The 13690-nt window shown below is 67.5% G+C and carries 13 protein-coding genes; 8 read left to right on the top strand and 5 right to left on the bottom strand.

Annotated elements, in window-relative coordinates:
- Positions 1 to 67 precede the first annotated feature (67 nt).
- A complete protein-coding gene (locus tag N5C25_RS13640) occupies positions 68 to 994 on the top strand; it encodes a DUF808 domain-containing protein (RefSeq protein WP_005411357.1) in 927 nt (308 codons plus the stop codon).
- A gap of 107 nt (positions 995 to 1101) precedes the next feature.
- Here the strand turns inward: N5C25_RS13640 and N5C25_RS13635 are convergent, their stop codons facing one another.
- Entirely contained in the window at positions 1102 to 2640 is a 1539-nt protein-coding gene (locus N5C25_RS13635; RefSeq protein WP_279937107.1) for a GGDEF domain-containing protein, read from the bottom strand.
- A 106-nt stretch (positions 2641 to 2746) separates the two neighbouring features.
- Between N5C25_RS13635 and N5C25_RS13630 the strand changes: the two genes are divergently transcribed.
- From N5C25_RS13630 to N5C25_RS13620, 3 genes are all read left to right on the top strand, one after another.
- A complete protein-coding gene (locus N5C25_RS13630; RefSeq protein WP_279937106.1) occupies positions 2747 to 3382 on the top strand; it encodes an NAD-dependent dehydratase in 636 nt (211 codons plus the stop codon).
- The gene (locus tag N5C25_RS13625; RefSeq protein ID WP_279937105.1) at positions 3382 to 4089 is read left to right on the top strand and encodes a YafY family protein; all 708 of its coding nucleotides are present in this window, start codon (positions 3382 to 3384) and stop codon (positions 4087 to 4089) included. Before N5C25_RS13630 ends, N5C25_RS13625 begins: the two co-directional genes overlap by 1 nt.
- A 287-nt stretch (positions 4090 to 4376) precedes the next feature.
- Complete coding sequence (locus N5C25_RS13620; protein WP_279937104.1) at positions 4377 to 4763, top strand: VOC family protein; 387 nt, start codon at positions 4377 to 4379, stop codon at positions 4761 to 4763.
- Positions 4764 to 4882: 119 nt separating this feature from the next.
- Here N5C25_RS13620 and N5C25_RS13615 read toward each other — a convergent pair whose 3' ends face one another.
- From N5C25_RS13615 to pdhA, 4 genes are read right to left on the bottom strand one after another with little or no spacing between them, the layout of a single operon-like run.
- Entirely contained in the window at positions 4883 to 6295 is a 1413-nt protein-coding gene (locus N5C25_RS13615; protein WP_279937103.1) for a dihydrolipoamide acetyltransferase family protein, read from the bottom strand.
- Positions 6292 to 6645 carry an SH3 domain-containing protein gene (locus N5C25_RS13610; RefSeq protein WP_012512332.1) on the bottom strand — a complete coding sequence of 118 codons (354 nt, stop codon included), beginning with the start codon at positions 6643 to 6645 and terminating at the stop codon, positions 6292 to 6294. The genes N5C25_RS13615 and N5C25_RS13610 overlap by 4 nt, the downstream gene beginning before the upstream one ends.
- A gap of 1 nt (position 6646) precedes the next feature.
- Positions 6647 to 7714 carry an alpha-ketoacid dehydrogenase subunit beta gene (locus N5C25_RS13605; RefSeq protein ID WP_005414714.1) on the bottom strand — a complete coding sequence of 356 codons (1068 nt, stop codon included), beginning with the start codon at positions 7712 to 7714 and terminating at the stop codon, positions 6647 to 6649.
- On the bottom strand, positions 7707 to 8789 hold the full coding sequence (gene pdhA / locus N5C25_RS13600; RefSeq protein WP_049451145.1) for a pyruvate dehydrogenase (acetyl-transferring) E1 component subunit alpha: 1083 nt from the start codon (positions 8787 to 8789) through the stop codon (positions 7707 to 7709). Before pdhA ends, N5C25_RS13605 begins: the two co-directional genes overlap by 8 nt.
- Positions 8790 to 9124: 335 nt before the next feature.
- Between pdhA and N5C25_RS13595 the strand changes: the two genes are divergently transcribed.
- From N5C25_RS13595 to N5C25_RS13580, 4 genes are all read left to right on the top strand, one after another.
- On the top strand, positions 9125 to 10000 hold the full coding sequence (locus tag N5C25_RS13595) for a tryptophan 2,3-dioxygenase family protein (protein ID WP_010482684.1): 876 nt from the start codon (positions 9125 to 9127) through the stop codon (positions 9998 to 10000).
- Positions 10001 to 10181: 181 nt separating this feature from the next.
- A complete protein-coding gene (locus N5C25_RS13590; protein ID WP_005419890.1) occupies positions 10182 to 11681 on the top strand; it encodes an oligopeptide:H+ symporter in 1500 nt (499 codons plus the stop codon).
- Positions 11682 to 11700: 19 nt separating this feature from the next.
- Positions 11701 to 12306, top strand: a complete 606-nt coding sequence (locus tag N5C25_RS13585; protein ID WP_019661528.1) for a thioredoxin family protein — start codon at positions 11701 to 11703, stop codon at positions 12304 to 12306.
- 233 nt (positions 12307 to 12539) lie between these two features.
- Positions 12540 to 13679 (top strand): hypothetical protein, encoded by a 1140-nt coding sequence (locus tag N5C25_RS13580; RefSeq protein WP_021202656.1) that lies wholly within the window; start codon positions 12540 to 12542, stop codon positions 13677 to 13679.
- The last annotated feature ends 11 nt before the right edge of the window (positions 13680 to 13690 follow it).

Below are 13690 nucleotides of genomic sequence, written 5' to 3'. Positions count from 1 at the left end.
AATCCGACGTCTTCCGCAGTCCACACCGGATCGGTCAGAATCCGCTCATTCCCTCTCTGGACTTCCCATGGCCGGTGCCAGCCTGTTCGCCCTGCTCGACGATATCGCCACCCTCCTCGACGATGTCTCGGTCCTGACCAAGGTCGCGGCGAAGAAAACCGCCGGCGTGCTGGGCGACGACCTGGCGCTGAACGCGCAGCAGGTCACCGGGGTCAACGCCAACCGCGAACTGCCGGTGGTGTGGGCGGTGGCCAAGGGCTCGCTGGTCAACAAGGTGATCCTGGTGCCCGCAGCATTGGCGATCAGTGCGCTGGAGGCCTGGCTGCACAGCCGCGGCTGGAACGTGCCGCTGATCGTGCCGCTGATGATGATCGGTGGCGCGTTCCTGTGCTTTGAGGGCGTTGAGAAGCTGGCGCACCGGTTCCTGCACTCAGCCGAGGACGACGCCGAGCATCAGGCCGAGCGGCGCAAGGCGCTGGCCGACGCGCAGGTGGACATGGTGGCGTGGGAGAAGGACAAGGTGAAAGGCGCGATCCGCACCGACTTCATCCTCTCGGCCGAGATCATCGTACTGACCCTGGGCGTGGTCGCCACCGCATCGTTCACCAACCAGCTGGTCACGCTGGCCGTGGTTGCACTGGCGATGACGGTCTTCGTCTATGGGCTGGTAGCGGGCATCGTGAAGCTCGATGACGTCGGCCTGTACCTGTCGCGCAAGGGTGGGGCCGTGGCCGCCTTCGGTCGCGGCCTGGTGGCCTCGGCGCCGTGGCTGATGAAGTTCCTGTCGGTGGCCGGCACCATTGCCATGTTCCTGGTGGGCGGAGGCATCCTGGTGCACAACGTGCCGGCGCTGCACCACGCAGTACAGGCGATGGGCGGCGAGGGGCAGTGGGGCTGGCTGGTCAGCGCGGTGGGTAACATGGTGGTCGGCATCATCGCCGGCGCCATCGTGCTGGCGGCGGTGACCGGGTTCCAGAAGCTACGCGGCAAGTAATCACCGGCGGGTCGCAAGGTAGAGGCCGACCTTGGTCGGCGCTTTGTTTGGCGCTCGTGCCAACCAAGGTTGGCACCTACCAAAGCGGTTCGCGACGGGCCGGACGGTCAGCCCGCCTGCACGCGGTTCTTGCCCTGTCGCTTGGCCGCATACAACGCGTCATCCGCACGGCGCAGCAAAGCCTCGGTATCGTCGCCCGGCTGCCATTGCGCCAGCCCGGCGCTGAAGTGCACCGGCACGCGCCGGTCCTGCACGGTCAGCACGCGGTGCGCCAGTGAGCGTTGCAGGCGCTGCACGGTGGCCATGCTGTCGGCACCCTGGGTTTCCGGCAGCACCAGCACGAACTCGTCGCCACCCAGCCGTGCGATGCCGTCAGTGGCGCGCAGCAGCAGCCTGCAAACGGCCACCAGGTGCTGCAGCAACGCATCGCCGCCGGCGTGGCCGTGCGCCTCGTTGGTCAGGTGGAAATCATCCAGGTCGATCACCGCCACGCCCAGCGGTGAGTTGTTGCGCGCAGCACGCGCCAGTTCACGCTGCAGCAGTTCGTCCAGGCCGCGGCGGTTCAGCGCCTGGGTCAGCGGATCGATGCGCGCCAGGTCACCGGCGGCACGCAGTTCCTGCTCCAGCTCGGCAATGCGCTGTTCGGCGCGTTCCACTTCCTGCCGCGCATTGGCCAGGTGATCGCGGGCCTGCGCGGCCTGTTGCTGCACTTTGCCGGTGTCGCGCATCACGTCCTGCAGCAGCTGGTTGAGGTCGGCGATGCTACGCGCCTCGCGCAGCTGCAGTGCGTAGCTGCCGATGCGGTCGTGGTATTCGCCGGTGCTGGTGGCCATGCCATCCATGCGCTCGATGAACTCGCCCATCAACCCGCGCATCGCCGCCTTCGAATCGTCGATGCCCTGGCGCAGCAGGCCCTGCTTGTAGATCACTTCGCGCAGTTCGGCACGGGTGCGCTCGACTGCCTCGGCTTCCAGCGGCCCGTCCAGCAGCTGGCGCACCGCCGCGATCTGGCCCTGCAGCCAACTGCGGTCGTCCAGCAGCTCGCTCACGTTTTCCAACAGCAGCGCGAACAGTTCCAGCAGCAGCGCCTGCTGCTCCTGCCAGCTCTCGGCACGCACGCCGACCTGGTGCCCGAGTTCGCGCACGCCCTGTTCGATCGGCTCCAGTGCGGTACCCGGCTGCCACTGGCGCAGGCGCGTGGCCAGCGCCTGCGCTTGTTCGCGCAGATCCGGGTCGTGCTGCAGCAGGGCCACCACGGCGCCACCCAGCAGCAGCCGCAGCTGCTCGGACAGGCGCAGGCTTTCCGGCTGACCGCCCGGCGAATGCTGTTCGATGGTGCGGATGTACTTGTCGATCAGCTGCCGCATCGCGCGCCCGTAGCGCGGCCAATCGGCACTGGCCTGCGCCGACTGCAGGCGGTCGCCCATGTCACCCAGTTCGCCGGGCAGGGTGGCCATGCCGTTGGCGAAGGCGGCCAGCAGCGGTTCCGGCGCGTCGGCGCCGGCGAACAGCTGCTGCAGTGCCACGCCACCACCGCCCTGCAGTACCACGCGGTCGCCCAGCCCATCGTCCACCACCGAGCGCACGCGTGCCGGCGGCCCAAGGGCGGTACCGGGGGCAGAGCGGTGGTCGGGCTGGTCCGTCATGGAGCGAATCCTGGGGGCTGGCAGGGACTGGTTCCAGCATATCGGCGCGGCCGCCGACGGCTTGAACGGCTAGGATGGGCGACAGGATGCCGCAGTGGAGGTGGTGATGCGCGTGATGTTGCTGGGGGCGACCGGCCTGGTCGGCGGGCTGACCCTGCCCAGGCTGTTGGATGACCCACGCTGCAGCGCCGTGGTGGCGCCCACCCGCCGCCCGTTGGGCATGACCCACGGGAAGCTGGAGAACCCGGTGCTGGCCTTCGATGCGTTGCCGGCCGCACCGGAGTGGGCGCGCGTGGACGCGGTCATCTGCGCGCTGGGCAGCACCATTGCCCAGGCCGGCAGCCGTGAGGCCTTCCATCGCATCGATCATGACTACCCGTTGGCCTTCGCCCGCCTGGCGCAGGCACAGGGTGCACAGACTTATGTGCTGAATTCCGCGGCCGGCGCCAATCCACAGTCGTCGATCTTCTACAGCCGGGTGAAGGGCGAGCTGGAGCGTGACCTGCGCGCGCTGGGCTTCAACGCGTTGACCCTGGTTCGTCCAGGGCTGATCGGGGGCGAGCGCAACGAGGTGCGTCGTGGCGAGCGCCTGGCCCTGACGGTGTTGGGTGCATTGGGGCCGGTGTTGCCACGGGCGTGGCGGATCAACCCGGCCAGCGAAATCGCCAAGGCTCTGGTCGAGGCCGCGCTGGCCCCGCAACCGGGTGAGCACGTGGTGGCATCGAGCGCACTGGTCGGCTGATGTCGCGTGCGCTGCGCCTGACCCAGTTGCTGCAGCTTCTGCGCCGCCATCGGCGGCCGGTGGCCGGGCAGACGCTGGCCGAAGCGCTGGGCATCAGCCTGCGCACGCTGTACCGCGATATCGAGACCCTGCGTGAGCAAGGCGCCGACCTGCGTGGTGAGGCCGGCGTCGGCTACCAGCTGGCGCCGAGCGATACCCTGCCGCCGATGACCCTGCCGCCCGCCGAGATCGATGCACTGGTGCTTGGCCTGCGCTGGGTTGCGGCCCGCACCGAGCCGGCGCTGGCTGAGGCCGCGCGTGATGCGTTGGCGCGTATCGCGCATGTGCTGCCCGCAGCACGCCGGGAAGCCTTGCGTGATAGCGGCCTGCGCGTTGGCCCTTCGCGCGCTGCGGCCAAGGTACCTGCTGCACGCCTGCAGGCTGTGCGCGAAGCGGTGAGCGCGCAACAACGCCTGCAGTTCGGCTACCAGGATGCGCAGGGCCAACGTACCGAGCGCATTGTCTGGCCGTTCGCGCTGGGCTACTTCGATGAAGTGCCGATGCTGGCGGCGTGGTGCGAAGGCCGCGAGGACTTCCGCCATTTCCGGCTGGACCGCATCCGCCAGGTGCGTGTGCTGGAGGATCACTACCTCGTGCCACGCGCCACCCTGCTGCGACGGTGGCAGAAGGCACAGGGCATTGCACCGGACTGGCTGGACCGTTCGTAGCCACAGCAACAGCGGGGAGCGGGCGGCGGGGTAGAGTCGACTGTTAGTCGACTATCGCGCGCAGCGCGGGGTTTCAAGCGCGTTGAAGGAAGAGCAGTCGACTAACAGTCGACTCTACCGACGGTCGACTATCGCGCGCAGCGCGGGGTTCCAAGCACGCTGAAGGAGGAGCAGTCGGCTAACAGTCGACTCTACCGACAGACGACTCTACCGACAGTCGAATATGCTGACAGAATCTGTCAGCAGGCCCGTACCACCATGAGCGCTCCCAACAACGGAGCTTCCCCATGTTCAAGCCCAGCACCCTGCTGCAGTACGTGCGCGACGTCGCCACCAGCGCCACCTTCTACAGCGGCATCCTCGGCAAGCCGCCGGTCGAGCAGTCGCCCGGCTTTGCGCTGTTCCTGCTCGGTGATGGCGCCGCGCTCGGCCTGTGGCAGCGCGATGACGTGCAGCCGCCGGTGTCCGCGCAGGCCGGCGCCGCGGAACTGGCGATGTTGGTTGCCGACCCCGAGACGGTGCAGCAGACGCATGATGCGTGGCGCGCGCTCGGCGTGCAGATTCTGCAGGCGCCGGTGACGCTGGAGTTTGGCCACACCTTCGTCGGTGCGGATCCGGATGGCCATCGCCTGCGTGTGTACAGCTGTGCCGAGGGTATGGTCGCGCGCGATTGATCGCACGCGTTTTGTAGATCCACGCCATGCGTGGATGCGGGCACAAAAAAAGCCGGGCAGTGCCCGGCGTTTTTCCCGTTCATGTGCCAACCAAGGTTGGCACCCACCGATCAGCTGGATCAGCTGGCCAGTGCCAGGTCGTCCATCATCGCGCGCAGGAAGCGGGCGGCTTCACCGCCAGTGGCTGCGCGGTGGTCGAAGGTGACCGACAGCGGGATCACCTTGTGCGCTTCCACGCCGCCCATCACCGGGGTCATCTGGTGGCGGGCACGGCCGGCACCGACGATGGCCACGCACGGCGGCACCACGACCGGGGTCGCGTAGCGGCCGGCGAACATGCCGAAGTTGGACAGCGAGATGGTGTAGCCACTCAGTTCCGAAGCGGCGATCGAACGCGATTCCACCTGCTCGCGCAGGCGATTGACGCCTTCGCGGATGCCGCGTGCGTCGAGCATGTCGGCATTGCGCAGGGCCGGCACGAACAGGCCGTCGTCTGTGTCCACGGCGATGCCGATGTCCACCTGTGCGTGCAGGGTACGGGTCAGCGCTTCACCGTCGAACCAGGCGTTCATCGCCGGTACCTTCTGCGCGGCGACCACGATCGAACGCACCAGGCGCGCGGTGACGTCGTTGCCCGGCAGCCAGGCGTGGATGTCGGCGTCGTCGTTCAGCGTAGTCGGCACGACCTTGCTGTGCGCATCGGCCATCACGCGTGCCATGTTGCGGCGCACGCCCTTCAGCGGTTCCGGCTGGCCCTTGGCGACCACGCCCGGCGGCTGGGTACGCATCGGCTTGCCGGCGGCGGACAGCGGGGTGCGGGCTTCGCTCTGCACCGGGGCAGACACCTGCGCCGGGGCCGGCGCGGCATAGGCAGCAGCGGCAACCGGTGCCGGAGCAGCGCCGAGCTTGGCGGTGCCGTTGGCGGCAGCCTGCTTGACGTCGGCCATGGTGACCGCGCCATCGGTGCCGGTAGCGGCCACGCGGCTCAGGTCCACGCCCAGCTTGCGCGCCATCGCACGCACGGCCGGCACGGCCTTGACGCCACCGACGGCCAGCGCCTGTTCGGCGTGCACGGCATTGGAGCTCTGCATGGCGCCGACCACGGTACCGGCGTCGTCACGCTCGGCGGCGGCCGGCTTGGCTTCCTCCGCAGCGACCGGCGCAGCCGGCAGCGGCGGCGGGGTCGGTGCGGCAGCCGGCGTGGCCGGTGCGGCAGCCGGCGTGGCCGGTGCGGCATGACCATGGCTGTGGCCGGTGTCCTGGCCATCGGCACGCTGCGGCAGGTTCGGGTCCAGTTCGAAGCTGGCCAGCACCGAGCCGGTCGGGATGATGTCGCCGGCACCGCCGGACAGCTTCAGCACCTTGCCGGAGAACGGCGAGGGCACTTCCACCACGGCCTTGGCGGTCTCCATCGACACCAGCGGCTCGTCCAGCTTGATCACATCGCCTTCCTTGACGAACCACTCGACGATGGTCGCGTCCGGCAGGCCTTCGCCCAGGTCGGGCAGGTTGAAGTTCTTGGTCTGGCTCATTTGCAGTTCTCTTCCAGCAGTTCCAGTTCGCGGGCCGGCAGCCAACCCGTCGCGCCATTGGCGCGCTCGGACCACCACCACCCGCCGTGTTCGTGATGAAGCTTCACCATCTCGCCGCTTTCCACATCCAGCTCGCGGGCGTCGTAGTCGCACAGCGCTTCGGCGCGACCCTCGTCCAGCAGCTGCAACCAGGCGATGGGCGCCCAGCCAGCGCGCCCATCGTTGGTGCGTACCCAGGCAAACGCCGGCCATTCCTCGTCACGGACACCTACTTCGACGATCTGGCCGGTGCGGAACCGGAGCGGGTTGGGATACTGGCTGCGGTAAGCCCCCAGAAGGCGGGCCCGCATGTCAGCCGGCCGCCACCGCGCGCTTGGCCGCAGCCACGATCCGCTCAACGCTCGGCAGGTACTTCATTTCCAGGCGGAACAGCGGAATGTGGGTGTCGTAGCCAGTGACGCGCTCGACCGGGGCCAGCAGGTCGTAGATCGATTCCTCGGCCAGGCGCGCGGCGATCTCGGCGCCGAAGCCCGCGGTTTTCGGGGCCTCCTGCACGATCACGCAGCGGCCGGTCTTGGCCACCGATTCGGCGATGGTGGCGAAGTCCAGCGGACGCAGCGTGGCCACGTCGATGACTTCGGCACTGATGCCTTCGCCGGCCAGCTTGTCGGCCGCTTCCAGCGCTTCCTTCACCTGCGCGCCCCAGGTCACCAGAGTCACGTCGGTGCCGTCGCGCAGCACGAAGCAGACGTCCAGCGGCAAGGCTTCGCCGTCGTTGACGACCACTTCCTTGTACTGGCGGTAGATGCGCTTGGGCTCCATGTAGATCACCGGATCCGGTTCGCGGATCGCGGCCAGCAGCAGGCCGTAGGCGCGCTGCGGCGACGACGGCAGCACCACGCGCAGGCCCGGCACGTTGGTGAAGATCGCCTCGTTGGCTTCGCTGTGGTGTTCCGGCGCGCGGATGCCACCGCCCCACGGCACGCGCAGCACCATCGGGCAGTGCAGGCGGCCACGCGTGCGATAACGCAGGCGGGCGGCGTGGCAGACGATATGGTCGACCATCGGGTACATGAAGCCATCGAACTGGGCTTCGGCGACCGGCTTCATGCCCTGCGCGGCAAGACCAATCGTCAGGCCGGCGATGGTGGTTTCATCCAGCGGGGTGTCGAGGATGCGGTCCGAGCCGAAGCGCTGCTGCAGACCGGCAGTGGCGCGGAACACGCCGCCGTTGACGCCCACGTCTTCGCCCAGCACCAGCACCGACGGGTCGTGTTCCAGCTCCCAGGCCAGCGCCTGGGTGATGGCTTCGATGAGGGTGATCGGGGTGGTGGTCATGCTCTCTTCTCCGCGCGCGACCGCAGCGCTGTCGGCGGCGTTGGTGTGCGCGCCGGGCGCGCCGTTCTTGATCTCATCCATGGCGCTTCTCCAGGGCGATCGCCTGGGCACGCTGGGCCAGCAGGTCCGGCGGCGGATCGGCATACAGGAAGTCGAACATCGCCTCGACCGGCTGCACCGGCGTGTTGAGGTACAGGTTCACTTCCTCGTCCACGCGCGTGCCGCACTCGGCAACCCAAGCAGTCTCTTCGTCCTCGCTCCACACACCGGCGTTGATCAGGTACTTGCGCAGGCGCAGCATCGGCTCGCGCTGCCAGGCATCCTTCACTTCGGCGTCGTCACGGTAGCGGCGCGCGTCATCGGCGGTGGTGTGGTCGGACAGGCGATAGGTCATCAGTTCCAGCACGGTGCCGCCGTCGCCGGCCAGCGCACGTTCGCGCGCCTGCTCCATTGCCGCCAGCACCGCGATCAGGTCATTGCCGTCCACCTGCAGGCAGTGCAGGCCACCGGCCAGGCCCTTCTGCGCCAGCGTTTCGGCACCGGTCTGGGCCGAACGCGGAACCGAGATGGCCCAACCGTTGTTGACGATGCACAGGATCAGCGGGAGCTTGTAGGCGCCGGCCGAATTCAGTGCTGCGTAGAAGTCGGTCTTGGAGCTGCCGCCGTCGCCGCACACGGCCACCGCGATCTGCGGTTCCTTGTTGAGCTTGAACTTCAGCGCCGCGCCTGCGGCATGCAGGCACTGGGTGGAGATCGGCACGCAGAACGGGAAGTCCTTGGCCGCGTTGCCGCCGTAATCGTTGCCGCGTTCGTCGCCGCCCCAGTACATCAGCACGTCGTGCGGGCGCACGCCACGCATGAACATCGCGCCATACTCGCGGTACGAAGGCGCGAACACGTCGTCCTTCTGCATCGCCGCGCCGATACCCACGTGTGCGGCTTCGTGGCCCAGGCAGGCGGCATAGGTGCCGAGCTTGCCGGTGCGCTGCAGTGCGATGGATTTGCTGTCGAACGTACGTACGAACAGCATCTGCTTGAACAGCGGTACCAGGACCTTGGGGTCGCGCAGCGACGCGGGCAGGTCATCGCGGACGAGTTTGCCGTCCGTATCCAGGTACTGCAGGTATTCGATCTTGAATTCAGCGGCAACCGTCATTGCGTACTGCACCTTCGACAGAGAAGTTACAAATGATATGAATCGCCATGTTAAGGAACGCGTACGGAATAGCCTTCCTGCGCCGCAACACGGGGATTCCCCGTTTTACCCCTGCCGGCGGGTGGGGGGCCAATAACAACAACGTATTCAGTCGTTGCTGCAAAGCATCAGAATACGCCTCAGGCTGACCGCCAGTACAACGGCCTGGACGGTTCCACGCGCAGGCCCGGGATCGGCCGATGCTCCACGGCCAACCGCACGCTCCGGTATGGACCCGGCGGCTGCCAGCGCGGCGGCAACGCGCTACCCTTGCCGCCCCCGATCTGGTCCCGCCCATGTCCGTCGACAACAACCAACGCGATCTCGAAGCCGGCATCCACACCGACCTGCAGGGACGCCTGACCTACGGCGGCTACCTGCGGCTGGACCAGCTGCTCAGCGCGCAGCAGCCGCTGTCCAGCCCGCCGCACCATGACGAGATGCTCTTCATCATCCAGCACCAGACCTCGGAGCTGTGGCTGAAGCTGCTGGGCCATGAGCTGCGTGCCGCAATCGGCTTCCTGCAGCGCGATGAAGTCTGGCAGTGCCGCAAGGTGCTGGCGCGCAGCAAGCAGGTGCTGCGCCAGCTGACCGAGCAGTGGTCGGTGCTGGAAACGCTGACCCCGTCCGAGTACATGGGCTTCCGCGACGTGCTGGGCCCGTCTTCGGGCTTCCAGTCGCTGCAGTACCGCTACATCGAGTTCCTGCTGGGCAACAAGAACGCGCAGATGCTGCAGGTGTTCGAGCATGACCCGGCCGGGCAGGCGCAGCTGCGCACCGTGCTGGAGGCGCCGAGCCTGTACGAGGAGTTCCTGAAGTACCTGGCCCGCTTCGGCCATGCCGTGCCGGCGGTCTACGAGGCCCACGACTGGACCCAGCCGCACGTGGCTGACGACGCATTGCAGCCGGTCTTCGAACGCATCTACCAGGACACCGACCGCTACTGGCGCGAGTACGCGCTGTGCGAGGACCTGGTGGACCTGGAGACCGCCTTCCAGCTGTGGCGCTTCCGCCACATGCGCACGGTGATGCGGGTGATCGGCTTCAAGCGCGGCACCGGTGGCTCGTCCGGCGTGGGCTTCCTGGCCAAGGCACTGGAGCTGACCTTCTTCCCCGAGCTGTTCCAAGTGCGCACCAGCCTGCAGGCCGCGCCCCCGACAGCGCTGGGTTGATCCCCATTCAGCTTGGACCCCAGCCGGCGGCTGGATCGTTTCAGATGCAAGTTCAGGGAGCAGGCTGCCACCTGCCTCAAACGGCGTGTATTTGACGTGAACGCCAGAAGTCGGTGATCCTCGCGCGTTGCTTCAACTGCACAGCGGACGTGCTCGTCATCCACCGAACCAGGAAATCCGCATGAGCGTAAACGCCACTGCGAACACCCCAGAGCCGGCACTGCCGGACTTCAAGACCACGCTGGGCCACCCGCGCCCGCTGTGGATGCTGTTCATGACCGAGTTCTGGGAACGCTTTGCGTTCTACGGCATCCGCTGGGCGTTGGTGCTCTACATCGTTGCCCAGTTCTACAACGGCAGCGCTGCCGGTGAAGGCGACGCCAGCCGCATCTATGGCGCCTACCTGGCCTTGGTGTACGCCGCGGCGATCTTCGGTGGCTACGTGGCCGACCGGGTACTGGGCTACCAGCGCTCGATCCTGACCGGCGCGATCATCATGGCCGCCGGCCTGTTCATGATCTCGCTGCCGCAGGAGCACATCTTCAAGCTCGGCCTGGCCACGATCATCGTCGGCAACGGCCTGTTCAAGCCCAACATCTCGACCATGGTCGGCAAGCTGTACGGGCTGAAGGACGAGCGCCGCGATTCGGGCTTCACCATCTTCTACATGGGCATCAACATCGGCGCGATGATCGCCCCGGTGCTGACCGAGTACCTGGCCCGCAAGGTATTCGGTACCGATGCGATGCCGTCCTACAAGGTCGTGTTCATCGCCTCGGGCGTGGGCATGCTGATCTCGCTGGTGTGGTTCTACATCGGTCGTGCCGGCCTGAAGGGCATCGGTGCACCGCCGGCCGGCGCTGAAGGGTTCGGCCGCATCATCATGGTGCTGGCCGGTGCCGTGGTCGCCATCCCGGTCGCGTACTTCCTGCTGGCCACCGGCGCCACCGCGCTGGCCTGGATCCTGGGTGCGATGTTCACCGCGCTGGCCGTCCTGCTGCTGGTCGAGGGCATCCGCGAAGGCAAGGTGCAGCGCGACCGCGTGATCGCCATGCTGATCATCTTCGCCTTCAACGTGATGTTCTGGATGTTCTTCGAGCAGGCCGGCAGCTCGTTCACCTTCCTGGCCGAGAACATCGTCAACCGCCAGTTCGGCAGCTGGACCTTCCCGACCGCGTGGTTCCAGTCGGTCAACTCGGTGGCGATCATCACCCTGGCCCCGGTCATCGCCTGGATCTGGGTCGCCATGGGCCGCGCCAATCCGTCCATCCCGCGCAAGTTCGGCCTGGGCCTGCTGTTCAACGGCGCCGCCTTCGCGCTGCTGATGTTCGCCCTGTCGCAGATGGTGGTGGACGGCAAGATCCCGTTCTGGACCCTGTTCATGGTCTATGTCATCCAGTCGGTGGGTGAGCTGTGCCTGTCGCCGATCGGCCTGTCGATGGTGACCAAGCTGGCCCCGGTGCGCCTGGTCGGCTTCGGCATGGGCGGCTGGTTCCTGTCCACCGGCATCGGCAACAACCTGTCGGGCATCTTCGCTGGCGTGGTCAGTGGTGAAGGCGGCATGACGGTCGAGTCGGCCCTGAAGGGGTATACCTTCGGGTTCTGGGCCCTGATCGGCTCCGGCGTGGTGCTGTTCCTGATCGCCCCGCTGATCAACAAGCTGATGCACGGCGTCAAATGATGATGAGAGGGTAGAAGGCATGCGTAGCAAGCTCGGTACTGCGGTAGTGGTGGTCTGTGCGGCGCTGATCGGCGCCTGTTCCCAACCGCAACCGCCTGCGACCGCCGAGCCCACGCAGCCCCTGGATACCCGACCCACCGAGCCACCGGTCGCTGACCCCAGCGAACCGGTGGCCTCGGGCAACACCCCGGTGGCGGCGGACATCGCCGCCATCGCCGGGCTCGGTGCGCAGTTCGACCCGGCCCGCAACCCCGCCGATGACCTGGCCACCGCCAAGGTGGAAGCCCAGCGGGGCAAGAAGCGCATCCTGCTGGAGATCGGCAACGCCGCCTGTGAGCGCTGCCGGGCGCTGGACGATGTGGTGGAAGGCAACGGCGACCTGCGTCGCTTCCGCGATGCCCACTACGTGTGGGTGAAGGTCAACGCCAGCGACGAGCAGCCCAACACCGCGTTCCTTGCCCAGTTCCCGGTGATGGAACGCGACTATCCGCATCTGCTGGTGCTGGACGCCGATGGTGGCCTGCTGGTGTCGCAGGCGACCGCTGAGTTGCGCAGGGGCGAGGCGTTCCAGCCTGCGCGGGTGAGCGCGTTCCTCAAGCAGTGGGCACCCGACAAACCGGAATAGGGGAGTGCCGGCCGCTGGCCGGCAGGGGTGGTAGTGGGTGGGTGCCAACCGCTGACCGCCAACCCCGGTGGGTGCCGACCGTTGGTCGGCACAGAAGTGCATCCACGCATGGCGTGGATCTACTGTGGTTGCGGTCACATTCCCGGAATCGGCATCTCAATATCGCAACGCGCTCGCCGTTACCGGCAAGGACCTCAGTCGACATCCCGTCGATGCAACCTTCCGGAACGCCCATGCACAGCGACCACGCCGAACGATTGCCCGGACCCGCCAGTGAGCTGGCCGAGGGTGGAGCAGGCGAGGGCGTGACCCTGCCGCCGCAGGAGGCGCTGCTGGATGACGCCGGTACCGGCGAGGCCACCGTCGACCTGGCACCGCCGCGCCATCGCCTGCCGCAGATCGCGCTGCCCGATAACGTGGTGCTGAAGGGTGCGGTGCAGAAACTGGTCGAGCAGAAATCGCGGCTCGATGCACTGGCCGCCGATGGCCAGCTGGCCGGGCTGCTGCCACCGGAGTGGCAGGGCCATGGCGTGCGCGCGATTGAACTGTCCACCTTCATCCAAGGCGTGCTGCCGTTCCTGCAACCCGGCGAACGTGGCGAAACCGCGCCGGCGCGCCTGCCGGTGCGCCATGTGCTGGGTGACGACAGCCGCTGGGGCCTGGACGATGTCGCCGAACCGAAATCGCTGGCCTGGTACCTGGCTAGCGACGAACGCGCCACCGCCGGCAGCAAGGACGTGGCCGAGGCCTATCTGGTGGGTGCACTCGGCCTGGCGTGGATGCAGGAGGGGCGTAGCCGCCCCGGTTTCCTGCGCGCGATGGGCCAGGACAGCCTGGCGGCACGGGTGACCATGCTCGGCTACCCGCCGGCCAACGAACTGGCGCTGTACAGCGTCACCGCGCACGGCCAGTCGCAGATCTGGTGCGTGCATGGTCGCCGTCGCATGCGCCCGCTGGTGGCGCCGTGGCTGAGCGTGCCGCTGCTGACCGCGTATGGCGTGCCGGCGCCGGTCGCGTGGCCGTCCAGTTTCCCGCCTGTGGAGGCGGTGGCCGAGCTGTTGGCAACCGCACGGCAGGGGCGCGCGCTGCCGGAAGTGGATCTGGGCAAGGCCGTGGCGAAGATCGCCGAAGAGGCCGCATCCGAAGCCTGGCAACCGGTCAGCCTGCTGCAGCTCAATACCTGGTCACCGCGTTGGCATTTTTTCTTGGGCACCTTCGTCGGCCTGCCGTCGTTGCTGCTGGTGGCGGCGGCGCTGGCGCTGCCCGGTGCGGTCGAGGCGGCCACGGTTGCTGCATCACTTGGCTTCGCCGGTGGTGCCATCGCGGCGCTGGCGGTGCCGTGGATCCACGCGCGGCGCAAGCACCTGAGCTGAAAAAAGGGGAC

Origin of the sequence: Stenotrophomonas sp. GD03958 (genome assembly GCF_029839005.1) — a bacterium.
In the GTDB taxonomy this organism is placed as follows: domain Bacteria; phylum Pseudomonadota; class Gammaproteobacteria; order Xanthomonadales; family Xanthomonadaceae; genus Stenotrophomonas; species Stenotrophomonas hibiscicola.
Note: the sequence above shows the minus strand (reverse complement) of the source record. Positions and strands in the feature narration are given on the sequence as shown.